The following is a 23,506-nucleotide window of genomic DNA, read 5'->3' on the forward strand; positions in this document are numbered from 1 at the left end:
CATGTTCACCGGCATTGTCACCGATATCGGCGAGATCGTCGGCTTCACGCCGACCGCGCAGGGCCAGCTGCACCGACTGCGCATCGCCTGCAGTTACGATCAGACCACCATCGCCGATGGCGCCTCGATCGCCAGCAACGGCGTGTGCCTGACCGTGGTTGCGTCCGGCGTCGCCGGCGGCAAGACCTGGTATGACGTCGATGCTGCCGCTGAAACGCTGGCGCTGACGACGGCGAAGCACTGGAAGCTCGGCACCAAGCTCAACCTCGAGCGCGCGCTGAAGATCGGCGACGAGCTCGGTGGCCATATCGTCGCCGGCCATGCCGACGGCGTCGCCACCATCGTCAGCCGCGAGGACCTGCCCGACATGGCGCGGTTCGAGCTTTCCACGACGCGGGAGCTGGCGCGGTTCATCGCCACCAAGGGCTCGATCACGCTCGACGGCGTCTCGCTGACGGTCAATACGGTTGCGGACGTGACCTTTTCGGTGCTGATCATCCCGCACACTCTGACGGTCACGACCATCGGCGGCTGGAAGGCGGGGGCCGAGGTCAATATCGAGGTCGATTTGATGGCCCGCTACGCGGCGCGGCTGACGGAAATGAAGTGACCGGCAGAGCCGGTCACTCCGGGGCGCGGAGCGAACTGGGGTGCGCAATTGCGCACCTGAGAATCTCGAGATTCCGGGCTCGATGCTTCGCATCGCCCCGGAATGACGGTGTCTTTGAACTTGGCTTGCTGGCCTGCGGCGACTACATAGCGGCCAACCCAGACTGAACGGATTTTGACGATGGCAGACGCGCGGCGCGCACCCCTGAAGGACCAGACCGACATCTCCGGCGCACGCGCGCTGATCGTCGAGGCACGGTTCTACGACGATCTCCAGGACGCGCTGCTGGACGGCGCGGTCACCGAGCTGAAGGCGGCCGGACTGACGCATGACGTGATCACGGTTCCGGGCGCGCTGGAGATCCCGGCGGCGGTGGCCATCGCGGTCGATGCCGCGGCGGCGAACGGCAAGCCCTATGACGCCGTGATCGCGCTCGGCTGCGTGATCCGCGGCGATACCATCCATTTCGAGATCGTCTCGCAGGAATCCTCGCGCGCGCTGATGGACCTCGCAGTTGCGCGAAAACTGCCGCTCGGCAATGGCATCCTCACCGTCAACAACGAGGACCAGGCCTGGGCGCGGGCGCGTGCCAGCGAGCTCAACAAGGGCGGCGATGCCGCGCGCGCGGCGCTTGCGATGCTGCGCATCAAACGCCGCCTGGCGCGGGCTTGAGACATGGCTGACGCGAAAAAACCGGCTGGCGCTCCCGAGAAGAAGGCGAACCGCCGTGGTGCGGCGCGGCTCGCGGCCGTCCAGGCGCTGTACCAGATGGACATCGCCGGCGCCGGCATCAACGACATCTTTGCCGAGTTCGAGAGCCACTGGCTCGGCAACGAGGTCGAGGGCGACACCTATTTGCCGGCAGAAGCGGCGTTCTTCCGCGACGTCGTCTCGGGCGTGGTGCGCGACCAGAAGAAGCTCGATCCCCTGATCGACGAGGCGCTGTCGAAGGGCTGGCCGCTGAAGCGGATCGAGGCGATCCTGCGCGCGGTGCTGCGGGCCGGGGCCTATGAGCTCCAGCACCGCAAGGACGTGCCGGGCCGCGTCGTCGTCTCCGAATATGTCGACGTCGCCAATGCCTTTGTCGATCGCGAGGAGACCGGCATGGTCAACGCGGTGCTCGACCAGATCGGTCGCCAGTTTCGCGGCGACGAGTTCGGGCGGGGGTAGCCTCTGACGAGGGCGGTGAATTGATGCGAGATGGCTGCCCGATACTCCGTCGTCATCGCCCGCGAAGGCGGGTGATCCAGTACGCCGCGGCCCATCGAGTTCACACGACCGTCTCTGGAATACTGGATGGCCCGGTCAAGCCGGGCGATGACAGTGGAGAATGGGGCTAGGCAAGTGGCAGACCCGCAAGACCACTCCGGCGAAGACTCCCTCATCGCGCGCTATTTCAAGCCGCTGGCGACCGATCCCGGTGCGCTTGGGCTGGTCGACGATGCCGCGGTCCTGGCCTCATCGGGCGAGGACATCGTCGTCACCACCGACGCCGTCGTGGAGGGCGTGCACTATCTTGCCACCGACCCGCCCGACACCATCGCGCGAAAGGCGCTGCGGGTGAACCTGTCCGATCTCGCCGCCAAGGGGGCGACGCCGGCCGGCTTCGTGCTGACGCTGGCGCTGCGCAGCAAGGAGGATTCCTGGCTCCGCCCATTTGCCGACGCGCTGGGCGAGGACGTAAGAACCTTCGCGTGCCCGCTGCTCGGCGGCGACACGGTGTCGACGCCGGGGCCGCAGATGATCTCGATCACCGCCTTCGGGCGCGTGCCGAAAGGGCGGATGGTCGGCCGCACCGGTGCAAGGCCGGGCGACCGTGTCTTTGTCACGGGGACGATCGGCGATGCCGCGCTCGGCCTCGATGTGCTCACGGGCGGTGCGACGGCCGATGTGCTGAAGGGGGATCGGATCGCGCAGGATCATCTGCTCGATCGCTACCGTGTTCCCCGGCCGCGCAATGCTTTGGCGGCGGCGGTGCTCGCTCACGCCAGCGCAGCGATGGATGTCTCCGATGGCCTCGCAGGCGATCTTGCCAAGCTCTGTGCCGCCTCCGGCGTCAGTGCCTCGGTCGAGGTGCACCGCGTTCCGCTATCGCAGGCCGCCGCTGCCGCGGTCTCCGCTGTGGGCCTGGAAAAGCTTGTGTCCGGCGGAGACGATTACGAGATCCTGTGCGCCGTTCCGGAAGCCCACTGCGACGATTTTGCGCGAGGGGCCGACCAGGCGGGTGTTCCCGTCACGGCGATCGGCACCGTCGTCGCCGGTCTGCAGGCGCCGCGATGGACAGATGCGCAAGGCCGCGAGGTTGTCCTGAATAGGCTTTCCTACAGTCATTTCTAGACCCTGCGACCGAACGTCCGCCGGCTGCCGCGCCCAGTCCCTCTGCTTTCCAACGATAACCGGGTAATGTCGGCAATCGCAACTAACGGACTTGATTCGGATGACGGCGGCTTCAACCGAGAGCAAGTTGCAGCCCGTTCCCGGCCGGGAATGCGGAAGCTGCAGCTTGTGCTGCAAGGTCTACAACGTTCCCGAAATCCAGAAGGCCGCAGGCAAGTGGTGCGGCCAATGCAAGCCCGGTCGAGGCTGCAAGATCCACGACAACCTGCCGGACCAGTGCGCGGCGTTCAATTGCCTTTGGCGAACGGAAGCAGCAATGCCGGCGCAATGGAAGCCGGATCAGGCGAAGATGGTGGTTACCATCAATCCGATTACCCGGAATATCCAAGTCCAGGTTGATCCGGGCCTGCCGTCGGCCTGGAGCCGCCAGCCCTACCACGATCACTTGCGTCAATGGGCAACGAAGAACATGGCGAAAGGCCAGTACGTCGTCGTTTTCGTCAATGAGCTGGCGACGCTGGTTTTGCCTGACCAGGACGTGGCGCTCGGCCCGCTTGCGCCCGAGCAGAAAATCGCAGTTCGGCTCGAGCCCGGTCCGAATGGCGGTGTCTACGAGATCAAGGTTTCGACCACGCGAACGACGGATGATGGTCAGACCTTCGAAATCGCGTCCTCGTCCCGTCATCCCGTGAGATCCGCGGCCTAGACATGGCCGCCGACAAGCTTGACCACCTTCGGAGGTCGCCGGCGTGCACTGGCGGCCGGGTGCTCGGGATTTAGGCCCAAATACCTGCCGAGATCGGCCTTTTCGGCTCTATCCGGCGTTGCACCCTCAATTTGATTTTGGCAAGCTTGCGGCTGACTAAGGCCGCCCTCGGGCGGCTTTGTTCAAAATCAAGGCGCCGCACCGCTCGACGGACAACAAAAGGCGCCGGGGGTACATCAAGGATCTGAGGCAAAAAATCACATGACAGCATTATGGTTGATAGTGCTCTGCGGAGTGCTTTCCGTCGTCTACGCGATTTGGGCGACGTCTTCGGTGTTGAGCGCGGATGCGGGGTCGCCGCGCATGCAGGAGATCGCGGGGGCCGTGCGTGAAGGCGCACAGGCTTACTTGCGGCGCCAGTACACCACGATCGGTATCGTCGGCATCGTCATCTTCGTTCTGCTTGCCTATTTCCTTGGGCTCTATGTCGCGGTCGGTTTTGCCATCGGCGCCATCCTGTCCGGCGCCGCAGGCTTCATCGGCATGAACGTTTCGGTCCGCGCCAATGTGCGCACCGCCCAGGCTGCGACGACGTCGCTCGCCGGCGGCCTCGAACTCGCCTTCAAGGCGGGGGCCATCACGGGCCTGCTGGTGGCCGGTCTGGCGCTACTGGGTGTGACCCTCTATTTCGGCTTCCTGGTCCACTCGCTGAAGCTCGCGCCCGACAGCCGCACCGTGGTCGACGCCCTGGTGGCGCTCGGCTTCGGCGCCTCGCTGATCTCGATCTTCGCCCGTCTCGGCGGCGGCATCTTCACCAAAGGTGCGGACGTCGGCGGTGACCTCGTCGGCAAGGTCGAGGCCGGCATTCCCGAGGACGATCCGCGCAACCCCGCGACCATCGCCGACAACGTCGGCGACAATGTCGGCGACTGCGCCGGCATGGCCGCCGACCTGTTCGAGACCTATGCGGTGACCGCGGTTGCCACCATGGTGCTCGCGGCGATCTTCTTCGCGAAGACGCCGATCCTCGCCAACATGATGACGCTGCCGCTCGCCATTGGCGGCATCTGCATCATCACCTCGATCATCGGCACGTTCTTCGTCAAGCTCGGGCCGAGCCAGTCGATCATGGGTGCGCTCTACAAGGGTCTGATCGCAACCGGCATCCTGTCGCTGATCGGCATTGCCGTCGTGATCTACTACCTGATCGGCTTCGGCAAGCTCGACGGCGTCGCCTACACCGGCATGGCGCTGTTCGAGTGCGGCGTGGTCGGCCTGGTCGTTACCGCGCTGATCATCTGGATCACCGAATACTACACCGGCACCGACTATCGTCCGGTGAAGTCGATCGCCCAGGCTTCGGTGACCGGCCACGGCACCAACGTGATCCAGGGCCTCGCCGTCTCGATGGAGGCGACCGCGCTGCCCGCGATCGTCATCATCGCCGGCATCCTGGTCACCTACAGCCTCGCCGGCCTGTTCGGCATCGCGATCGCGACCGCCACCATGCTGGCGCTGGCCGGCATGGTCGTCGCGCTCGACGCCTTCGGCCCGGTGACGGACAACGCCGGCGGCATCGCCGAGATGGCGGGCCTGCCCAAGGAGGTGCGCAAGTCGACCGATGCGCTCGACGCGGTCGGCAACACCACCAAGGCGGTGACCAAGGGCTACGCGATCGGCTCTGCCGGTCTCGGCGCCCTCGTGCTGTTCGCGGCCTACAATGAAGACCTCAAGTTCTTCATCGCCAACAAGAATGCCTACTTCCAGGGCGTCAATCCGGACTTCTCGCTGAACAATCCCTACGTGGTCGTCGGCCTCCTGTTCGGCGGCCTGCTGCCCTATCTGTTCGGCGCGATGGGCATGACGGCCGTGGGCCGTGCGGCCGGCGCGATCGTGGAGGAGGTCCGCCGTCAGTTCCGCGAGAAGCCGGGCATCATGCAGGGCACCGACAAGCCGGACTACGGCAAGGCGGTCGACCTGCTGACCCGCGCGGCGATCAAGGAGATGATCATCCCCTCGCTGCTTCCGGTGCTGTCGCCGATCGTCGTCTACTTCCTGATCTACGCGATCGCGGGCGGTGGTGCGGCCGGCAAGTCGGCGGCGTTCTCGGCGGTGGGCGCGATGCTGCTCGGCGTGATCGTGACGGGCCTGTTCGTCGCGATCTCGATGACCTCCGGCGGCGGTGCCTGGGATAACGCCAAGAAGTACATCGAGGACGGTCACTTCGGCGGCAAGGGCTCTGATGCCCACAAGTCCGCGGTGACCGGCGACACCGTCGGCGATCCCTACAAGGACACGGCCGGCCCGGCGGTGAACCCGATGATCAAGATCACCAACATCGTGGCCTTGCTGCTGCTGGCAATCCTGGCGCACTGAGGCACACGGCATCGTCTGGAATGAAGACCCCCGCGGCGCAGGCCGCGGGGGTCTTGTTTTGCGTGCGGCCAGCGCCTTCCGGGGGCATCGGAGCAAGCCGGCTCATCGGCTCGCGATCGAGCAGGGCGCGGCGGCGCGGGCCTATGGAAAAAGGGTCCGGCGACCGGGAGATGCACACACCTGAGAGGGTGTCATTTAAGGTTGCTTAACCCGCTGCCCTCTAGAAATACGAGAGGATATCGGCGGCTCCCGAGCGGGTTCCCATGAGAGGCGCTCGCGACGTGTTCAGGTCATCGTCGCCTGCCGGCCGCAAATGGAGGTTCCGTTGCCTGCGCTGCCGATGAACGAGGTTGTGCGCGTGCTGATGGCGCACCCGGACGTGGCGGATGCCGTGCTCAGCTTCGAGCGGAGCCATGACGGCCGCCAGTTCGAGATCGCGTTCGTCGCGGTCGATCCGGACCGGCTGAGCGTCGGGGCGAACCACCTTCAGGCCGAAACAGAGCGGAGGGTGGCGCAATGGCGCCGCGCCTTCGATCAAGCCTATCGCCATGATGCCGATAGCCTTGCGCCCTCGTTCGTAGGCTGGACCAGCAACTTCACCAACAAGCCCATTCCCGAGCCCGAAATGGCGGACTGTACGATCCAGCGCATTCGCGCGCTCGGTGCGAGGCGGGTGCTCGAGATCGGATGCGGAGTCGGGCTGCTCGTCGAGAAGCTTGCGCCCGGGTGTGAGGTGTATTGCGGGACCGACCTTTCGCCAGTCGCCGTTCAACGCTTGCGCGCGTTTGCGCAGTCGAGGCCCGAGCTTCGGCATGTCGAGTTTCTGGAGCGGGAAGCCACGGATCTGACGGGGTTGTTGCCGCACTCGTTCGATGCCGTGGTGCTCAACTCGGTCGTGCAATATTTTCCGGGCATCGAATATCTGCACACGGTCCTGGAACGCGCCGCCGATCTGGTTGCTCCCGGAGGTCACATCTTCGTCGGCGATGTTCGCAATCTCGAGCTGCTGCCGGCCTTCCACCGTGAGGTCCAGGCCGCGAAGGCAGCGCCGGGTGCAACGGAGGCCTCGCTCGAGCGAAAGATCTTCCTGTCGATCGCCCAGGACCGCGAGCTGGTGATCGATCCCGGCTATTTTCAGGGTATCTCGCAAACCATCCCGCAGATCGGGGCGGCGGACGTGCTGCTCAAACAGGGATCAAGCTATGAGCTGACCCGCTATCGCTACGACGTGGTGCTGCGTGTCGATCACCAGGCCATCTCAGCTTGCACCGACAACAACAGCCTCGTGCCGGACATGAAGCACTGGGCGGATGAGCGTCAGCCGCTGGCCACCGACCCGATGGCCGCCGCGTTTCTTCAGCATCTCGGCATGGCGCTCGGCAACGCGTTGCGGGCCGAGCTTCCGGATGCGCAATTGCCCGCGGCCGTGATCGCGCTCAGCCAACGGGATTTCGCCGAAATCGTGCACGCCTTGCTGCGCGTGCCGGCTGATCCCGGCAGCCGTGAAGCGGCGGAGGCATCGATATGACCGCCTATAATCTCGGGCTGCGCTTCGAAGAGGTCGCGGCGTCCTCGCCCGATGCCGTCGCCCTCATCTGCGAGGGCGACAGCCGCTCGTTCGCGGAGCTCAACAGCTCGGCAAACCGGTTGGCGCGATGGCTGATCTCGCAGGGCGTGGGCAAGGGCGCCGTGGTCTGCCTCGAACTGCCGAAGTTTGTCGAGGCCTATGCGCTTGCCATGGCCTGCATCAAGATCGGGGCGCCTTATGCGTTCCTCGATCCCGCAGCTCCGGCGGAGCGTGCCCGGCTGATGCTGGAGCGGTGCCGGCCCGCCTTGATCGTCAGCGTGCGCGAGGGATCCGGCCCGCGCACGGTGATCGGCGATGCGGCGGCCAGAGCGGCTCTGCAAGAGACCGTTTCGAAGTTCGACGACGGCAATCTGTCGCTGACGTCCCTGATCACCGGCGTCGATCCGGCCTATGTCATGTTCACCTCGGGGTCGACGGGCGAGCCGAAAGGCGTGGTCATCCCCCATCAAGGGGTTCTCCATCTTATCGCGTGGGCGAAGAGCGATCTTGGAATTGGACCGCAAGACCGCCTGACCAATGTCAATCCGATCTACTTCGACAATTCGGTCTTCGACATCTATGCGGCATTGCTGAACGGAGCGGCGATCGTCGCGCTGGACGCGCTGAAGGGAAGGCCGCCAGCCGAGCTGGTGGCGGAGATCACGAAGCAACAGTGCACGTTCTTCTTCGCCGTGCCGACGCTGTTCATGTTCCTGGACTCCATGCATCTGCTGGGCCCCGAATGGCTGCCGAGCGTCAGCCGTTTCATGTTCGGCGGCGAGGGATTTCCGCTGGCCCGGCTGCGCCGCTTCCACGACGCGTTTGCCGGCAAGGCAAAGCTGATCAACTGCTACGGCCCGACCGAGACGAGCTGCATCTGCAGCGGCTTCGAGATCGTCGGATCCGTTTTCGACACCGACGACGGGTTGGCCCCGCTGGGACAGCTCAATCCCAATTTCAGCTACCGGATTCTGGACGAAGACATGAAGCCGGTCGCCGCGGGCACTGCCGGCGAGTTGTGGCTGGGCGGCCCGTGTGTGGGGCTCGGCTACATCAACAACCCGCAAGAGACGGCCCGCCGTTTCTGTCAGGATCCGCTGATCGAGGGCTATCGGTCGATCCTGTATCGGACCGGCGACCTCGTGGAGGCCGAGGCTGAAACGGGTGTTCTCCGTTTCCGCGGCCGTGCCGACAACCAGGTCAAGCTTCGGGGCTACCGGGTCGAGCTCGAGGAGATCGACCACGCGCTGGTGGCCTGCGAGGGCATCACCCGTGCGCTTGCCGTGGTGCTTCACGATGCCACTGGCGCAAGCCGGCTCCTCGCCGCCTATTCGGGTGCAAAAACCGCGGACGGCGATTTGCGTCAGCACTGCGCCGCGCGCCTTCCGGCCTACATGGTGCCGAGCCGGTTCGTCTGGCTGGAGAACATTCCCGTCAACGCCAATGGCAAGGCCGACCGGCGCTCGGTGGCGTCCCTGCTCGGTGAAGCGGTCGCGAGGGCCTCGTAGATGCGACGGCCCGCAGCGCTTGCGCGCATTCTCCGATGAGCATCGAAAGCCAGTCCTACGGCTACACGGCTACGGGCTCGCTCGGGAAGCCGTCGTGGCGGTTGATCCCCCAGATCGACCGCGACCCGAACCTCGTGGCGGGCGTCCAGAGCACAAGCGGCCGCTTGCTGCTCTGGTGCACGGTCGTGCTGCTCACCGTGCTGTTCTGGCGGATCGGTGTCGACTTCTCGGCGGCGGCTCTTGCGGTGGCGTGCGCTTATGTCGGGCGGCACCGGCGTGTGCTGATCCTGCTGGCAACCGTGCTGCTGCTTTACCGGAGCGGCTTCCTGATCGATCGCCCCTTCCTCGAGCGGATGGCCGTCACCGAAGGCGTCGCGGACCGGATCCATCAGCCGCTGCTGGAGGCGGTCACGCTGGTGGTGGTGCTTGCGCTGTTCGCGGGCCTGCTGGTCTTGCAGGGATCAGCGAGCACGGCGCTTCGCCGCCCGACGCTCAGCATCCTCGTCGCATTCCTGGCACTTCTCGCGCTGACGCAGGCGCCGGTGATGGCCGGCATGCCGCGCGTCCTGCTCTGGTCGTTCCTGATGACCTCGCAGCCCTATCTCTGGTTCCTCGCTTACGGTCTGGTCGATGCCGGCAAGAACCGGTCCCCGGTGTGGCAGCGCTTGAGCGTCTTTCATCCGTTCTGGGGATCGTCGCTGACGCCGTTCGGGAAGGGGCTGGCCTATCTCGAACGCTTCGAGGCCAAGACACCGGATGAGCTCGCGGTCACGCAGCTCAAGGGTGTCAAGCTCGCGGCCTGGATCCTCGTGCTGGCGATCGTCAAGATTTGCCTCGGCGAGCTCGTCCACGGTCGTTTGCAGCTTCCGATGTTCGACGACAACCTGCTGCAATATCTCGCTGGCCATCCTTTGCCGCGCCTCGTCGGATGGGCGAGCCTCGTCAGCTTCTTCGTGGAAGACCTGCTGGGCATGACGGTGTTCGGCGGCGTCATCGTCGCGACGGCGCGGCTCGCCGGATTTCGCCTGCTGCGCAACACCTGGCGGCCCCTGGAGTCGACGACGCTCGCCGACTTCTGGAATCGCTACTACTTCTATTACAAGGAACTGCTGGTCGATCACTTCTTCTACCCGACCTTCATTCGTTGCTTCCGCGGCCATCGCCGGCTTCGCATGTTCTTCGCCACCTTCATGGCGGCGTGCGTCGGCAACCTGCTGTTCCATTTCATTCGCGACATTCATTTCGTCGGCGACATGGGCCTTTGGCGGGCCGTGGTCGGCGAGCAGTCGCATGCGTTCTACACGTTCGTCCTGGCCGTCAGCGTGGGGCTCTCGCAGATGCGCCGCGCGCCGCAGCCGGCCTCGCGTGGATGGCTGCGCCGCCGCTTGCTGCCGTGCCTGTGGGTTTCGACCTTCTTCTGCCTCATCCACGTCTTCGATGCGCCGCTGGATCGCGAGCATACGCTTCTGCAGCGCGGTGAATTCCTGTTCTATCTCCTGGGAGTAACGACATGACCGCGAAAGCCGGCCCTGAAGTCAGGTCGCAGATGCGCCGCTACATCGAGCAGCGGCTGCTCATGAAGGGCGACGGCGCGCCGCTTCATGACGACGATCTGCTGTTCACCAGCGGGCGCCTCGATTCACTCGACGCCGTCGAGCTCGTGATGAGCATCGAGACCGACTATGGGATCAATTTCGCCGACATCGGTTTCGACCTGACGCGCCTCGATTCGATCTCGGCCATTGCGGCGCTGGTCGGACAGCCGTCAGCCCAGCCCGCCTAGCGCGCTTTCGCGCAAGGCGGGATGCCGGTTCGACCCAGCGCTACTGCACGTCCATCTGCAGCCCTTCCTTCTGGATGATGCCGGCGAACTTCTTCGTCTCGGCGTCCACGAAGTCGGCGAACTGCTGCGGGGTGCCATAGTCGGCGCGGGCGCCCATGGCGGCGATGTTCTTCTTCACGTCGTCGCGCTCCAGCATCGCCTTGACCTGGAGATTGAGCGCCTCGAGCACGGCGGGCTGGACGCCCTTCGGCAGGAACACCGAGAACCAGGACGAGACGTCGAAGTTCGAAAGCTCCGGCGCGCTCTCGCGCATGGTCGGCAGGTCTTTCGCGAGATCGCTGCGGTCGGTGGTGGTGACGCAGAGACCGGTGAGCGTGCCGTTCTGGACCTGCGGCAGGCTCGGATAGAGATTGTCGAACAGGATCTGGATGTCGCCGGCGAGCGCGGCCTGCAGCGCCGGCCCTGCGCCGCGGAACGGAATGTGCGTCATCTTCAGCCCGGTGAGCTGGAGGAACCAGGCGCCGGTGAGGTGAGGGCTCTGGCCGACGCCGGAGGAGGCGTAGCTGAGCTTGTCCGGATTGGCCTTCAGATAGGCGATCAGCTCGGCGATCGACTTGATGCCGGTCTTGGGATGCGCCGAGACGATGTTCGGGATCCGGATCATGTTGGAGACCGGCTGGAGCTGGTCCGGCTTGTAGGTCAGATTCTTGAAGATGCTGTAGGCGATCGCGTTCGGACCGGGGTTGCCGATCAGGATGGTGTGGCCGTCAGGCTTGGCGCGGACCACCTCGGCGGTGCCGATCGTGCCGCCGCCGCCGGAGCGGTTTTCCACGACGACAGACTGGCCCCAAATGGGCTGTAGATGTGCGGCGAGGAGCCGGCCCATGACGTCGGTCGAGCCGCCCGCCGCAGCCGGCACGATGACGCGGACGGTCTCGGTCGGTTTCCAGTCCGCGAGACTCGATCGCGGCAGGATCGCTGCGGCTGTGAGGCCGGCGGCACCGGTGAGAACGCGGCGGCGGGACAACAAATTTTTGGGCACGAATCCACTCCCTGCTTCTTGTTTTGCAGGGAGCGTAGGGAACCCGGCGCGCAACAGCAAGTCGCAGGCGAGGGCAAGTCCCGAGCGGACAGCGGCACGACGCCGCAGGCCCGAAAACGCGGTGGCTGCTCAGTCTTTAAAGCTGAGCAGCTTGAAGATCGGCGTGAGGTAATTCATCTCCTGGCCCGACGTCGCCGTGGTGCGGCTGATGAAGTCGAAGATCTTGCCGTCCTGCAGACCGTAATTGGCCAGCCGGCGCACGCGCCGGTTCTTGTCGAAATAGATCGCGATCACGCGCTGATCGACCACCTTCTGGTTCATGAAGGCGACCATCCGCTCCGAGCGCTGCGAGATGTAATAGAAGACCTCGCCGTCGAGGGTGGCGACCGTGGAGGGCGTGCCCATCACGATCAGCACCTGGTCCTGGCTCGCGCCGATCGGAATCTGCTCCAGCGCGCCCGGCGGCAGGATGTAGCCCTTCTGGAACTGCTCGCCGGTGCAGCCGGCGAGCGCCATGCCGACGAGGGCCGCAGCGGCAGCCAGGCGCAGGCCGCGCCAGCGTGCATGAAGGCCGCGGCGCTTGTCCGCGCGCAGGCCGGTCTGGTTCGTTATCGTCATAGCGGAACTGATTCCGTCCCCTTGCGTCGCGCGAGGCGCTGAAGTACCGGGCTGGGCGTCTGAATGCAACTCGCGCGCGCCCGCTTGCGGAAACCACAATGCTTTGGCCGTTCAATCACTTCAGGAAACCCCGGCTTGCCCCGGCGCGCACCATTGAAGCCATCTATGGCATGATCGTGACGCAGGCGCGAGAACCCATATTTTACCGTGACTTGGGCGTGCCGGATACGGTTAACGGGCGTTTCGACCTGTTGCTGCTGCATCTGTGGCTGCTCCTGCGCCGCCTGCGCACGGTCCAGCACGCCACCGAACTGTCGCAGGCGCTGTTCGACCGCTTCTGCGAGGACATGGACGACAATCTGCGCGAGATGGGAATCGGCGACCAGACCGTGCCGAAACGGATGCGGGCGTTCGGGGAGGCCTTTTACGGTCGCGTGCAGGCCTATGATCAGGCCGTGGAGGGCGGGGCTGAGGCGCTGGCGGCGGCGATCTGCAAGAATATCTTGAACGGGACCGGCCTGGAGCAGGCCCGGCGGCTCGCGGCCTATGCCGTGGCCACCGAGGCCGATCTCGGCCGGACCGGCGAGGCCGCGCTGCTGGGTGCGTCCTTCAAGTTTCCCCCGGCACTTTCCGAGGATATTTCGCCATGAGCCGACCGAACACCGGATCCGAGCCCGATCCCTGGCGGGCCCCCATCATCGTGGCCCAGATTCCCGAGGCCGGCCTGCATCGCGAGCTCGAGGCGTCGGCCGGCGAGCGGCAGGCCATGGCCGGGCTTGCCGGCCTGCGCGAGATCCTGTCGGCCCATGCCAGCTTCGACGTCGTCCCGAAGAGCGGTGGCCGCGTCCAGGTCACGGGGCTGGTCCGGGCCCGGGTCGGCCAGACCTGCGTCGTCACCCTCGATCCGATCGAGAGCGAGATCGACGAGGAGGTGGACCTGACGTTCGCGCCCGAGGCCGAGGCGCGGCGCCTGGCCGACCTGATCGAGGAGGGGCAGGACGACAAGGAGCCGCCGGAGGTGATCGATCCGCCGGAAGCCATCGTCAACGGCATCATCGACCTCGGCCGGCTCGCCACCGACGCCCTGTTCCTGGCAATCGACCCCTATCCGCGCAAGCCGGGCGTCGTGTTCGAGGCGGAGGTCACCGCCCCCGATCCGGAGGACCATCCGTTCGCGGTGCTGAAGGCGCTTCAGGACGGGAAGAAGAAGGGCGAGTAGTAGCCGATTCCCCCGTAAGACCGCTGCCGCGGAGCACGAGGTGTCTGCGGCGGCGGTTTGAAAGTCCGGTTTATCCGATTGATTTCCATACATTTCCTCTGAATCCGCCGGTTCGCGGCCGGATCGCCCTGAACGCAAAAGGCTGGGGGCAAGAGGTTGTTTCGGGATAACAAAACGCTATTGTCGCGCCCCGGTCCGGGTGCGGCGTGGCGCTTGGCCGGTCGCCATGTCCATGGCGAACCCATTTGCGGACCCGCTCGTTCAAGACCGCACCAGACCAGGTTTCCAGGACTTTCATGCCCAGCAAGGTTCGCATCGCGCTTGACGCCATGGGTGGCGACGACGGCGCCGCCGTGGTCATTCCCGGCGCCGCCATCTCGCTGGCCAGGCATCGCGACACCGAATTCCTGCTGGTCGGGGACCGGGCCAAGATCGAGCCCGAGCTCGAGCGGCATCCCCAGCTCAGGGCCGCCTCCAAGATCGTCCATACCGACGTCGCCGTCAGCGGCTCGGACAAGCCGAGTCAGGCGCTGCGGCGCGGCCGCAAGACGTCCTCGATGTGGCTTGCCATCGACGCGGTGAAGAAGGGCGAGGCCGATGTCGCGGTCTCCGCCGGCAATACCGGCGCGCTGATGGCGATGTCGCGCTTCCATCTGCGCACGCTGCCAAGCATCGACCGCCCGGCCATCTCCGCGATCTGGCCGACCAAGCGCGGCTCGTCCGTTGTTCTCGACCTCGGCGCCACCCTCGGCGGCGATGCCCATCATCTGGTGTCGATGGCGGTCATGGGCGCGGCCAAGGCGAGCGTGCTGTTCAACAAGAAGCGGCCCACGGTCGGCCTGCTCAACATCGGGACCGAGGAGGTCAAGGGGCACGAGGAGATCCGCGAAGCCAGCGAGATCCTCCGCGCGCGGAACCTGCCCGAGCTCGACTATATCGGCTTCGTCGAGGGGGACGACATCGGCAAGGGGGCCGCCGACGTCGTCGTGACCGAAGGTTTCAGCGGTAACATCGCGCTCAAGACCGCCGAGGGAACCGCGCGGCAGATGGCCGAGTTGCTTCGCAACGAGTTGCAGCGGAGCTGGCTGTCCAGGCTTGGCTATCTCTTTGCCCGCCCCGCCTTCCAGGCCCTGCGCGACAAGATGGATCCCAACAAGTCCAACGGCGGTGTGCTGCTCGGGCTGAACGGGATCGTGGTCAAGAGCCACGGTGGAACCAGCGCCGAAGGCTTTGCCTATGCGATCGATGTTGGCTATGAGATGGCTCACTACGATCTCCTGAACAAGATCAATCAGATGCTCAACCGCGAGGGTGGTGCACTTAGTTCCGTGCAGGCCGCGCAGGAGGCTGTTTCGTGACGAAAATCCGTTCGGTCGTGCTCGGCTGCGGCTCTTACCTGCCGGAGCAGGTGGTGACCAACGCCCAATTGGCGGCGCGTATCGACACCTCCGACGAGTGGATCGTCCAGCGCACCGGCATTCGCGAGCGGCACATCGCGGCCGAGGGCGAGTTCACCTCGCACCTCGCCATCAAGGCGGCGCAGGCCGCGCTCAGCGATGCCGGGCTGGATGCGCAATCGATCGACCTGATCGTGCTGGCGACCTCGACGCCCGACAACACCTTCCCCGCGACCGCTGTCGCCGTGCAGCACGGGCTCGGCATCAATCACGGCGCGGCCTTCGACCTGCAGGCGGTTTGCTCGGGCTTCGTGTTCGCGCTCGCGACCGCCGACAATTTCCTGCGCACCGGCGCCTTCAAGCGCGCGCTGGTGATCGGCGCGGAGACCTTCTCGCGCATCCTCGACTGGAACGACCGCGGCACCTGCGTGCTGTTCGGCGACGGCGCCGGCGCGGTGGTGCTGGAGGCGCAGGAGCAGCCGGGCAATGCGGCGACGGATCGCGGCATCGTCACCACGCATCTGCGCTCCGACGGCCGCCACAAGGCCAAGCTGTTCGTGGACGGCGGGCCGTCCTCGACCCAGACCGTCGGCCATCTGCGCATGGAGGGCCGCGAGGTCTTCAAGCATGCGGTCGGCATGATCACCGACGTGATCGTGGATGCCTTCCAGGCGACCGGGCTCAATGCCGACAGCATCAACTGGTTCGTGCCGCACCAGGCCAACAAGCGAATCATCGACGCCTCCGCCCACAAGCTGCACATCGCGCCGGAGAAGGTGGTGCTGACGGTGGACCGTCACGGCAACACCTCGGCGGCCTCGATTCCGCTGGCGCTGTCGGTGGCGCGGAAGGACGGCCGCATCAAGAAAGGCGACCTGGTCCTGCTGGAAGCCATGGGCGGCGGCTTCACCTGGGGCTCGGCGCTGGTGCGCTGGTAGCGCCACAGTCGATAAAATTTTGCCGGAATCAGTCGCGATTATCGATGCGTCTGCATTGATGAGCGCTGTTGACCGCCGTATCGTAAGCTCATAATTTCAGACAACAATTGTTCGCCGTGATGTGGGGCAGGGCGATGACCGATCAAAGTAAAACCGTAACGCGTGTCGATCTCTGCGAAGCCGTCTACCAGAAGGTGGGGCTGTCGCGGACGGAGTCGTCGGCGTTCGTGGAACTCGTGCTGAAGGAGATCACCGATTGCCTTGAAAAGGGCGAGACGGTGAAGCTGTCCTCGTTCGGCTCCTTCATGGTGCGCAAGAAGGGTCAGCGGATCGGCCGCAACCCGAAGACCGGCACCGAGGTGCCGATCTCGCCGCGCCGCGTCATGGTGTTCAAGCCGTCCGCGATCCTGAAGCAGCGCATCAATTCGCAGCACCGCACCAACGGCGACGCCAGCAAGGCTCAACCCGAGGCGTAACGCCCAACGGATAAGGACAGGCATTTGGACAAGGCGCCGGATGCGTTCCGAACCATCAGCGAAGTAGCGCAGGAACTCGACATTCCGCAGCATGTGCTGCGGTTCTGGGAGACCCGGTTCTCCCAGATCAAGCCGATGAAGCGCAGCGGCGGCCGCCGCTATTACCGCCCCGACGACGTCGACCTGCTCAAGGGCATCCGCCGCCTCCTCTACGGGGAGGGCTACACCATTCGCGGGGTGCAGCGGATCCTGAAGGAGCACGGCGTCAAATCGGTGCAGGGCCTCGCCGACGGCGCGGCCGCGGTCTCGTTCGGAGCCATCGAGGACGCCATCGGCGCCAGCCTGATGGAGCCGGACGACGAGGGTCCCATCAAGGGCATCGCGGACGCCGACGATGACGACTACCAGGGCGATGAGGAGGAAGGCATCGACTTCCGCTTCACGGAGGTCGACGACGAGGAGATCCTCACCACCTTCCGCAAGGGCGGCACGCCCGCCGCACCCGCCGGCCCCAGCGCGCTGGACCGGGAGCGCCTCGGAAAGGTGCTCGCCGACCTTGTCGCTTGCCGCGAGATGCTGGATCAGGCCCTGAAGGACGGCTAGGGCGCATTTCGCGGGCTTTGCCGCTGTTCCGGGCACCTCGCGGGCTCCCGGCCGATGCAGGCGAGGCACCAAAATGGTGTGACCTCGCCTTGCGCATCGCGCCGATCCTAGCTAATGGAACGACGTTCGGAGCGTGGCGCAGCCCGGTTAGCGCACTAGTCTGGGAGACTAGGGGTCGGAGGTTCAAATCCTCTCGCTCCGACCATTTTTTCCAAAGCATCTGTCGGGTGGATTGACCGGGGGCGTGGGGCCTGCTCCCGCCGGGGACGCGTGCGCGACGGTCAGTCGCGCCTGGCTTGTTCGGGGGGCGGGAAAACTAAATGCCGAAAACAACCCCATGCACAGTAGCGATGGCATTGGTTGAATGATGTTTTTCCGAATCGGTTTGCGCCGTCGGGCAAAACAGGGTTATGTTGTCATCGTGGGGACCTGTGGGATCGCGAAGTAGCCAATACTGCTTGGTGTCCTGTACAGGCATGGGTTGCTCCCGCGGAGCATCAAGCTCACCTCAAATACCCCACCACCATCCGCGTCGTCTCGTCCACCAGCACCTTCACCGTCTTCTCCGTCAGCATCTCGGCCTGGTTCAGCACGGTGTTGTGCGCGACGGATTCGATCGCGCTGACGCAGATGAAGGTCGCGACATCAACGTCCACCTTTCGCATCTCCTTGCGGCGGCTTTCGAGGTAGCTGCGGACGAGGGTGTGGACCTCGCGGTTGAAGGCTTCGACCTCCTTGAGCTGGCCGGTGCGGGGGATCTGCTCGGCGAGCACGCGATGCAGTTTCGGGTTGATGCGGTGGGCCTCGATCGCGACGGTGACGAGTTTTCGCACGGCCTTGTCGATCGGCAGGTCGGCGACCTCGATGAGCGCTGCGCGGACGAGGCCCATGATCTCCTCGTTGTGGCGGTCGATCACGGCAGCGACGAGCGCTTCCTTGCTCGGGAAGTATTGGTAGAGCGAGCCGACGCTGACGCCGGCGATCTCGGCGATGCGGTTGGTGCTCGCCTTCTCGAAACCTTCGTGAACCAGAATGCGAGCAGTCGCCTCGACCAGTGCATCGACGGTGGCGCGTGATCGCGCCTGCAAGGCATTTTTTCGGGGTTTTGTCGGCGGCGTGCGTGCCATGGCCTTTGCGGTCCGAATGCGAGTAGGAAAAGCGAGCGAATGCTCGCATTATAGCCGCATGTGGCGGCCTGTCGGCAAGCGTCTTCGTCGCCATATGGATGCCGAGCCAGGCGGAGAACTGACCATGAGCGTTGCGAGACTTGTATCGGCCTTGCAGTTTTGCCCGGGTGGTTGCGTATTCGGTGCATCGGCCCGGCGCGATCCCGCACCAAGTCTGCAGAGCCGCGCTCTCAACCTGCTGCTCGGGCAGCTCCCCTACAAGCAGCAGCTCGCATCCGCCGAAGCCGTGCAGGCGCATGTGCAGAAGCTCGCGCTGGAGCCGGCCTCGTTCGAGCCGACGGGCCTCGGGCGCGGCGTCGAAGCGGTGTTGACCAAGATGGGCGGATGGCCGGTCTATTACACCGCGCCGTCGTCGGGCCATGAGGGCTGCAACTACGTCATGTTCCTGCACGGCGGCGGCTTCATCAACGAGATCGTGCCGGCGCATTGGCGTTTCGTCGGACAAATGACGCGCAAGGCGCGCGTGTGCTGCGTCGTGCCGATCTATCCACTGGCACCGCGCACGACCGCGAGGGATGTCGTACCGGCGACGGCCGAGTTGCTCCGCATGCTGCTCGAGGATGCCGGCAGCGCAAAGGTCACGGTGGTCGGCAATTCGGCCGGTGCAGGCCTCGCGCTCGCGGCGTGCCAGTGGCTGCGCGATCGCGGCCATCGGCAGCCGCACCGCCTCATGCTGATCTCGCCCGCGGCCGATGCGTCGGTCAGCCGCCCGGAGCAGGTTGCGATCGCCGCGCGCGATCCGATCCAGGACATTCCGGGGATCGCCGAGGCGGGACGGCTCTATGCCGGCGCGCTCGATGTCGGCCATCCCTTCGTCAGCCCGCTCAACGGCGCCTTCCGCGCGCTGGCGCCGATGACGATTTTCTCGGGCACGCGCGATCTGCTCTACCCCGACAGCGTCGATCTTGCGGAGCGGGCGAGGGCGGTGGGCGTGCCGGTCGAGCTGCATCTGCTCCGCGACCAGCCGCACAATTATGCGCTGATGCCGACGCCGGAGGGACGGCGCGCGCGTGCGCTGATCATGCAGGCCATAGCTTAGGGGGCAAAGCTGGGGGAGGGAGGTGTGACTGACGTCACAGGGCGCGCAGCCTCGGTGGGTCTGGCGCTGGCAGTGCTCGCACAGGGGAAGGCTGCCCCGGGCGTTTCCTCAATAGACGTAATTTTACGGGGCCGTCAGGCGTGGCCCTTGATCTCGTAGTGACCCGGCACGCATTTGTAGCGCTCGAGGCGCCAGTTGGCGTGATAGATCGGATGCTCGCCCATCCATTTCGCCAGTGGTGCCTGTGCTCCGATCGCACACTGCATCATCGACATTTCGGGCGTCATGTTGCTGTCGGTCACGATTTCCTCGACGCAAGCGCCCGAGGCAGATGCACCTAGCCGGCAGAGCACGGCAACGACGGTCACGAACATTCCTGTCACCTCATCGGTAGTTTCAGACCACGAAGAGGATGCAAGCGGAGTGCCAGAGCCTGTGACACAAACAACACGCTGGCCTGGACGACTCGACCCAGCGTCCATCCTCATTTGGCGATTCGGATTGTAAAAAAATTGCCCCTAAACCGAAGCCGGACAAATACGGGAACCCGGTAAGGGACGGGCAATTGTAAGCGGCGCGCCGCTTTCCGCCTGTGAGGCCGTTCACAGGGCTGGCACGTCGATAGGCTCGGTTTGATACGGATAAGAGTCGGGCGCGCGGGACCCCCACAAGACCGCGGGATACGCGAGGGCGCTTCCGTACTGGTCGCGCCGGTGCAGTTTCTGTTCAAGCAGGACGACGAGGCGATGCTCGCTCAGGTCCGCGCGCTCGCGGACGAGAATCGCATGCCGTCATCGTCGACGGCGACGTGCCGCACTCTAGTCTTTCGAATAGTCCGCAGGCCGAAATAACGAATGTCGACCGATCCGCTTTTACCTGCGGTTGCGTCGCTGCTACATTTTGCGCGCACGCTCGCGAATGGCGTAGCGACGGAAGAAACATACCGACAAGGGAGGGGCCGAAAGTCCCATGAAGGATTTTGCTGGAAAGATCGCAGTCATCACCGGCGGCGGCACGGGAATGGGGCGCGAGCTCGCGCGGCAGCTCGTTGCCGAAGGCTGCAACGTCGCCATGTGCGACGTCTCGGAGGCTGCGATGGCCGAGACCAAGCGGCTGTGCGAGGTCGAGAAGCTGCCGCAGGGCCTGCGCGTCACGACGCATGTCGCCGACGTCGCGATCGAGGATCATCTGAAGCGTTTCCGCGACGAGCTCGCCGAGCAGCAGAAGACGGACAGGATCCATCTCCTGTTCAACAATGCGGGCATCGGTGGCGGCGGCAGCCTGTTCACCAACACGCGCGAGCAGTGGGAGCGCACTTTCAACATCTGCTGGGGCGGCGTCTATCTCGGCGTCCGCACCTTCCTGCCGATGCTGGTCGCGGCCGACGAGGCCCACATCGTCAACACCGCCAGCGTCAACGGGTTCTGGGCCTCGATCGGCATGGGGCAGGCGCACACCGCCTACAGCTCGGCCAAGTTCGCGGTGAAGGGATTCACCGAAGCGCTGATCAACGATTTGCGCCTGCACGCCCCGCACGTCAAATGTTCGGTGGTGATGCCCGGCCATATCGGCACCTCGATCGTCTCCAATTCGCGCAGGGTGCAGAGCACGGACGGCTCGGAGCGGCTCAACGCGGATGAGGTCGCGCTGACCCGCAAGCGCATGGTCGCCGCCGGCGTGCCGGATGCGGAGAAGATGTCGGACGAGGACATCCAGGCCGTGTTCGCCGAACGCGCCCGCAGCTTCCTGGAGGACGCACCGACGACGGCCGCGCAGGCCGCGAAGATCATCCTCGACGGCGTCAAGGCGGAGCGCTGGCGGATCCTGGTGGGCGACGACGCCAGGCGCCTCGACGAGCGCGTACGCGCCACGCCCGAGCAGGCCTATGACCGCGCCTTCTACGAGAGTTTTACACAGGAGGTCGGCTGGCGACTCGGCTGAACTGGCTTCGCGCTGCCGGCCGGTGAGCGCGCGCCAATATGGGTATGATGACCGTCATGGCAAGAGGCGCGCACGTCACCTCGCGTAATATGACGTGCCACCTCTTGCCATCGTTCGCTGCCTCATGACGAATTGGAATGTCACGCATGCGACTTGGCCCGTCGTTCACCGATCGTTCAAGCGATGGTGATGGCAAACGGCTCTCATTCGGTGCACGGCAGCTTGGTTGGCGAACCAAAATAGTTTAGTCAGTCAGGGGTAACGCGATGATAGAGCGTAGCTCCGATGATACCCGCATGCCTCTCCGACGACTGGATCCTCTGCCCGGAGCGAGAGGATATCTCCTCTGAGTTCACGCGGCTCCTCACCGCGGCCCAGGAGGGCGGCGCCACCATCGCGGAATGCCTGATGATCGCGCGGCAGCTCAAGCGCGGCGAGGACCAATCCTGGCATCGCGAGTGGAAGAAGCTCGCGCAGACCAATCGCCATCGCGCCGAAGCCGCGTTCGCAGAGGGCCACATGGCGACCGCGCAGCGCAACTGGCTTCGCGCGCTGAACTACTATGGTGCTGCGGCGATGCCGCTCGACCAGGCCGACGAGCGCCGATGGGTCGCAGTGCTGGCGATGCAGGAATGCGCCCGCCGCTATCTCACGGCGCGCGGGCCGGCCGGCGAGGTCGTGACGATTCCCTGGGTCGAGGACCACGCGCTGCAGGGCTACTTCCTGCCCGCGCGCTCGGGCAGAGAGCGGGCACCGACCGTGATCTGCATCGGTGAGCCCGGCCATCGCAAGGAGGAATTCCTGTTCAAGCTCGCGCCGCATGCGCGCGAGCGCGGCTTGTCGATGCTGGCGCTGGACCTGCTCGGCGACCAGCGCGACGACTATACCGACAGCCTGTTGCAACGTCGCGATCTCGAGAGCTCGATTGCGAGCGTGATGGACTATCTGGAGACGCGCGACGACGTCGATTTCGACCGCGTCGCCATCGTCGCGGACGGGTGGGGCTCCTCTTTCGTGGCGCGCGCGGTGTTGCAGGAGCCGCGGCTGGCCGCGGCGGTCTGCGACGGCGGGCTGTGGGATCTGCACGAACGATCGTTCTTCGCGAGCCGCTTTGCCATGAGCGACCTCAGCATCGTCCCGGTGCCGCATGCGCCGCTGATGGCCTCCAGCGCCGACTGTCCGGTGCTGATCACGCTCGGCGAGGATGGCTGGCTCAAGGCCGACCGGGCCCGTCAGATCGTCCAGCAGTCCCGGCTCGGCAGCTCGGATATCATGCTGAAGGTGTTCACTGCGGCGGAAACCGGCGCGGCGCAGGCCCATGCCGACAATCCGAGCCTTGCCAACGAATATATCTTCGACTGGCTGGAAACGCGCCTCGGCGCCGGGCAGGGAATCTAAGCGCGCGAGCGCGCGCTTTCAAACGAGTAGGCGTCTCAGAAGTCGAGCGAGATCCTGACGCAGGCCTTCTCCAGCCGGGTCTTCAGCGTCGCGAGCTTGCCGGTGAATTCGGTCAGCTCGTTCTCGTCGAACTCCTGGAAGACGAATTCGCGAATCGTCTTGTACTGCTCGTTGAGGCTCGCGATGTGCTTCTGGGTCTTGTCGACCAGCGAGAGCCGCACGACCCGGGCGTCGGTCGGAGAGGGACGCCGGCGCAGCAGGCCTTTCTTTTCCAGCAGCTTGGACTGGGTGGTGACGAAGGAAGGGTCGACGTGGAGCAGCTTGGAGACCACGTTGACCGGCACGCCGTCGTCCTTGTCGAGGTCGGAGATCGCCATCAGGATCAACCATTGCGGGCCGCTGATGCCGAGCGTCCTCGCCCAGAACTGACGCAGCTCCTCCAGATACATGTTGATCGAGGATATCTCCCAGGTGAAGCGCCTGATGATATCCAGATTTCCGACGGAGCGCAGACGCGCTCCTTCTTTCCTCGTCGCGGACACAGCATCACTCCCGTGAAATGATTCTTCAGGCCGGTGTTCGTTGAGGGCCATAGTCCACGCAAGCCTGCCCTGACGCAAGTGCAGAGCAGGGTTATTTTGTCACTAAAATTACAAAGATGAGCCGGTCAGCATCTTCGGCGGACCCGGGTGTTGCGCGCGGGGCACAGGTTTAGTGAAACCAGAAAGCTTATCAAATAAACTATTTTGATAAGTGGAACG

At 65.0% G+C, this 23,506-nt stretch carries 25 protein-coding genes and 1 tRNA gene; 20 read left to right on the top strand and 6 right to left on the bottom strand.

Features of this window, described 5'->3' with window-relative positions; genetic code table 11:
• The first annotated feature begins 1 nt into the window (after position 1).
• The 10 genes from JQ617_RS04660 to JQ617_RS04705 all read left to right on the top strand — a co-directional run bounded on the left by JQ617_RS04660 (position 2) and on the right by JQ617_RS04705 (position 10,887).
• Entirely contained in the window at positions 2-610 is a 609-nt protein-coding gene (locus JQ617_RS04660) for a riboflavin synthase (protein ID WP_212024757.1), read from the top strand.
• 180 nt (positions 611-790) lie between these two features.
• Positions 791-1,282 (top strand): 6,7-dimethyl-8-ribityllumazine synthase, encoded by a 492-nt coding sequence (gene ribH / locus JQ617_RS04665; RefSeq protein ID WP_063683084.1) that lies wholly within the window; start codon positions 791-793, stop codon positions 1,280-1,282.
• Between the two features lie 3 nt (positions 1,283-1,285).
• Positions 1,286-1,780 carry a transcription antitermination factor NusB gene (gene nusB, locus JQ617_RS04670; RefSeq protein WP_063683085.1) on the top strand — a complete coding sequence of 165 codons (495 nt, stop codon included), beginning with the start codon at positions 1,286-1,288 and terminating at the stop codon, positions 1,778-1,780.
• A 174-nt stretch (positions 1,781-1,954) separates the two neighbouring features.
• Positions 1,955-2,947 carry a thiamine-phosphate kinase gene (gene thiL / locus JQ617_RS04675; protein ID WP_502754864.1) on the top strand — a complete coding sequence of 331 codons (993 nt, stop codon included), beginning with the start codon at positions 1,955-1,957 and terminating at the stop codon, positions 2,945-2,947.
• Positions 2,948-3,047: 100 nt separating this feature from the next.
• The gene (locus tag JQ617_RS04680) at positions 3,048-3,653 is read left to right on the top strand and encodes a hypothetical protein (protein WP_212024761.1); all 606 of its coding nucleotides are present in this window, start codon (positions 3,048-3,050) and stop codon (positions 3,651-3,653) included.
• Positions 3,654-3,914: 261 nt separating this feature from the next.
• Entirely contained in the window at positions 3,915-6,029 is a 2,115-nt protein-coding gene (locus tag JQ617_RS04685) for a sodium-translocating pyrophosphatase (protein ID WP_063683088.1), read from the top strand.
• Positions 6,030-6,354: 325 nt separating this feature from the next.
• Complete coding sequence (locus tag JQ617_RS04690) at positions 6,355-7,557, top strand: class I SAM-dependent methyltransferase (RefSeq protein ID WP_249156630.1); 1,203 nt, start codon at positions 6,355-6,357, stop codon at positions 7,555-7,557.
• Positions 7,554-9,104, top strand: a complete 1,551-nt coding sequence (locus JQ617_RS04695; protein WP_212024763.1) for an amino acid adenylation domain-containing protein — start codon at positions 7,554-7,556, stop codon at positions 9,102-9,104. Before JQ617_RS04690 ends, JQ617_RS04695 begins: the two co-directional genes overlap by 4 nt.
• A 35-nt stretch (positions 9,105-9,139) precedes the next feature.
• Positions 9,140-10,618 carry a hypothetical protein gene (locus JQ617_RS04700; RefSeq protein WP_212024765.1) on the top strand — a complete coding sequence of 493 codons (1,479 nt, stop codon included), beginning with the start codon at positions 9,140-9,142 and terminating at the stop codon, positions 10,616-10,618.
• Entirely contained in the window at positions 10,615-10,887 is a 273-nt protein-coding gene (locus JQ617_RS04705) for an acyl carrier protein (protein ID WP_212024767.1), read from the top strand. Before JQ617_RS04700 ends, JQ617_RS04705 begins: the two co-directional genes overlap by 4 nt.
• Positions 10,888-10,927: 40 nt before the next feature.
• Here JQ617_RS04705 and JQ617_RS04710 read toward each other — a convergent pair whose 3' ends face one another.
• Complete coding sequence (locus tag JQ617_RS04710) at positions 10,928-11,929, bottom strand: Bug family tripartite tricarboxylate transporter substrate binding protein (protein WP_063683092.1); 1,002 nt, start codon at positions 11,927-11,929, stop codon at positions 10,928-10,930.
• A 129-nt stretch (positions 11,930-12,058) separates the two neighbouring features.
• On the bottom strand, positions 12,059-12,547 hold the full coding sequence (locus JQ617_RS04715) for an outer membrane protein assembly factor BamE (RefSeq protein WP_212024769.1): 489 nt from the start codon (positions 12,545-12,547) through the stop codon (positions 12,059-12,061).
• A gap of 98 nt (positions 12,548-12,645) precedes the next feature.
• Here JQ617_RS04715 and JQ617_RS04720 point away from each other — a divergent pair, with 98 nt between their 5' ends.
• The 7 genes from JQ617_RS04720 to JQ617_RS04750 all read left to right on the top strand — a co-directional run bounded on the left by JQ617_RS04720 (position 12,646) and on the right by JQ617_RS04750 (position 17,385).
• The gene (locus tag JQ617_RS04720) at positions 12,646-13,197 is read left to right on the top strand and encodes a ubiquinol-cytochrome C chaperone family protein (RefSeq protein ID WP_212024771.1); all 552 of its coding nucleotides are present in this window, start codon (positions 12,646-12,648) and stop codon (positions 13,195-13,197) included.
• On the top strand, positions 13,194-13,766 hold the full coding sequence (locus tag JQ617_RS04725) for a YceD family protein (RefSeq protein WP_212024773.1): 573 nt from the start codon (positions 13,194-13,196) through the stop codon (positions 13,764-13,766). Before JQ617_RS04720 ends, JQ617_RS04725 begins: the two co-directional genes overlap by 4 nt.
• Before the next feature lie 296 nt (positions 13,767-14,062).
• On the top strand, positions 14,063-15,124 hold the full coding sequence (gene plsX / locus JQ617_RS04730; RefSeq protein ID WP_212024775.1) for a phosphate acyltransferase PlsX: 1,062 nt from the start codon (positions 14,063-14,065) through the stop codon (positions 15,122-15,124).
• Complete coding sequence (locus JQ617_RS04735; RefSeq protein ID WP_212024777.1) at positions 15,121-16,101, top strand: beta-ketoacyl-ACP synthase III; 981 nt, start codon at positions 15,121-15,123, stop codon at positions 16,099-16,101. Before plsX ends, JQ617_RS04735 begins: the two co-directional genes overlap by 4 nt.
• Before the next feature lie 134 nt (positions 16,102-16,235).
• On the top strand, positions 16,236-16,577 hold the full coding sequence (locus tag JQ617_RS04740; RefSeq protein WP_027548240.1) for an integration host factor subunit alpha: 342 nt from the start codon (positions 16,236-16,238) through the stop codon (positions 16,575-16,577).
• A gap of 24 nt (positions 16,578-16,601) precedes the next feature.
• Complete coding sequence (locus JQ617_RS04745) at positions 16,602-17,180, top strand: MerR family transcriptional regulator (protein WP_063683098.1); 579 nt, start codon at positions 16,602-16,604, stop codon at positions 17,178-17,180.
• A gap of 127 nt (positions 17,181-17,307) precedes the next feature.
• A tRNA-Pro gene (locus JQ617_RS04750) sits at positions 17,308-17,385 on the top strand.
• A 111-nt stretch (positions 17,386-17,496) separates the two neighbouring features.
• Here the strand turns inward: JQ617_RS04750 and JQ617_RS04755 are convergent.
• Entirely contained in the window at positions 17,497-17,658 is a 162-nt protein-coding gene (locus tag JQ617_RS04755; RefSeq protein ID WP_212024779.1) for a hypothetical protein, read from the bottom strand.
• Between the two features lie 25 nt (positions 17,659-17,683).
• Positions 17,684-18,268, bottom strand: coding sequence for a TetR/AcrR family transcriptional regulator (locus tag JQ617_RS04760; RefSeq protein WP_249156633.1), 585 nt, complete (start codon positions 18,266-18,268; stop codon positions 17,684-17,686).
• Between the two features lie 163 nt (positions 18,269-18,431).
• Between JQ617_RS04760 and JQ617_RS04765 the strand changes: the two genes are divergently transcribed.
• Complete coding sequence (locus tag JQ617_RS04765; protein ID WP_212024783.1) at positions 18,432-19,406, top strand: alpha/beta fold hydrolase; 975 nt, start codon at positions 18,432-18,434, stop codon at positions 19,404-19,406.
• A gap of 134 nt (positions 19,407-19,540) precedes the next feature.
• Here the strand turns inward: JQ617_RS04765 and JQ617_RS04770 are convergent, their stop codons facing one another.
• The gene (locus JQ617_RS04770) at positions 19,541-19,780 is read right to left on the bottom strand and encodes a hypothetical protein (protein ID WP_027547402.1); all 240 of its coding nucleotides are present in this window, start codon (positions 19,778-19,780) and stop codon (positions 19,541-19,543) included.
• 595 nt (positions 19,781-20,375) lie between these two features.
• Between JQ617_RS04770 and JQ617_RS04775 the strand changes: the two genes are divergently transcribed.
• A complete protein-coding gene (locus JQ617_RS04775; protein WP_212024785.1) occupies positions 20,376-21,347 on the top strand; it encodes an SDR family NAD(P)-dependent oxidoreductase in 972 nt (323 codons plus the stop codon).
• A gap of 285 nt (positions 21,348-21,632) precedes the next feature.
• Positions 21,633-22,745, top strand: a complete 1,113-nt coding sequence (locus JQ617_RS04780) for an alpha/beta hydrolase family protein (protein WP_212024787.1) — start codon at positions 21,633-21,635, stop codon at positions 22,743-22,745.
• Between the two features lie 35 nt (positions 22,746-22,780).
• On the opposite strand, the gene JQ617_RS04785 is transcribed toward JQ617_RS04780, so the two are convergent.
• A complete protein-coding gene (locus JQ617_RS04785; RefSeq protein ID WP_063683103.1) occupies positions 22,781-23,287 on the bottom strand; it encodes a MarR family winged helix-turn-helix transcriptional regulator in 507 nt (168 codons plus the stop codon).
• Positions 23,288-23,506 lie beyond the last annotated feature (219 nt).

It is taken from the genome of Bradyrhizobium sp. KB893862 SZCCT0404 (genome assembly GCF_018130885.1).
Taxonomy (GTDB): domain Bacteria; phylum Pseudomonadota; class Alphaproteobacteria; order Rhizobiales; family Xanthobacteraceae; genus Bradyrhizobium; species Bradyrhizobium stylosanthis.

Bases quoted from the DNA above. Each gene is read 5' to 3' on its own strand.
- JQ617_RS04725 (WP_212024773.1), top strand. From the start codon at position 13,194: ATGAGCCGACCGAACACCGGATCCGAGCCCGATCCCTGGCGGGCCCCC.
- JQ617_RS04680 (WP_212024761.1), top strand. From the start codon at position 3,048: ATGACGGCGGCTTCAACCGAGAGCAAGTTGCAGCCCGTTCCCGGCCGG.
- nusB (WP_063683085.1), top strand. From the start codon at position 1,286: ATGGCTGACGCGAAAAAACCGGCTGGCGCTCCCGAGAAGAAGGCGAAC.
- JQ617_RS04770 (WP_027547402.1), bottom strand. From the start codon at position 19,780: ATGTTCGTGACCGTCGTTGCCGTGCTCTGCCGGCTAGGTGCATCTGCC.
- JQ617_RS04695 (WP_212024763.1), top strand. From the start codon at position 7,554: ATGACCGCCTATAATCTCGGGCTGCGCTTCGAAGAGGTCGCGGCGTCC.
- JQ617_RS04775 (WP_212024785.1), top strand. From the start codon at position 20,376: ATGAAGGATTTTGCTGGAAAGATCGCAGTCATCACCGGCGGCGGCACG.
- JQ617_RS04765 (WP_212024783.1), top strand. From the start codon at position 18,432: ATGAGCGTTGCGAGACTTGTATCGGCCTTGCAGTTTTGCCCGGGTGGT.
- JQ617_RS04755 (WP_212024779.1), bottom strand. From the start codon at position 17,658: ATGCCTGTACAGGACACCAAGCAGTATTGGCTACTTCGCGATCCCACA.
- JQ617_RS04685 (WP_063683088.1), top strand. From the start codon at position 3,915: ATGACAGCATTATGGTTGATAGTGCTCTGCGGAGTGCTTTCCGTCGTC.
- JQ617_RS04715 (WP_212024769.1), bottom strand. From the start codon at position 12,547: ATGACGATAACGAACCAGACCGGCCTGCGCGCGGACAAGCGCCGCGGC.
- JQ617_RS04705 (WP_212024767.1), top strand. From the start codon at position 10,615: ATGACCGCGAAAGCCGGCCCTGAAGTCAGGTCGCAGATGCGCCGCTAC.
- plsX (WP_212024775.1), top strand. From the start codon at position 14,063: ATGCCCAGCAAGGTTCGCATCGCGCTTGACGCCATGGGTGGCGACGAC.
- JQ617_RS04720 (WP_212024771.1), top strand. From the start codon at position 12,646: ATGCTTTGGCCGTTCAATCACTTCAGGAAACCCCGGCTTGCCCCGGCG.
- ribH (WP_063683084.1), top strand. From the start codon at position 791: ATGGCAGACGCGCGGCGCGCACCCCTGAAGGACCAGACCGACATCTCC.
- JQ617_RS04660 (WP_212024757.1), top strand. From the start codon at position 2: ATGTTCACCGGCATTGTCACCGATATCGGCGAGATCGTCGGCTTCACG.
- JQ617_RS04700 (WP_212024765.1), top strand. From the start codon at position 9,140: ATGAGCATCGAAAGCCAGTCCTACGGCTACACGGCTACGGGCTCGCTC.
- JQ617_RS04740 (WP_027548240.1), top strand. From the start codon at position 16,236: ATGACCGATCAAAGTAAAACCGTAACGCGTGTCGATCTCTGCGAAGCC.
- JQ617_RS04780 (WP_212024787.1), top strand. From the start codon at position 21,633: ATGATACCCGCATGCCTCTCCGACGACTGGATCCTCTGCCCGGAGCGA.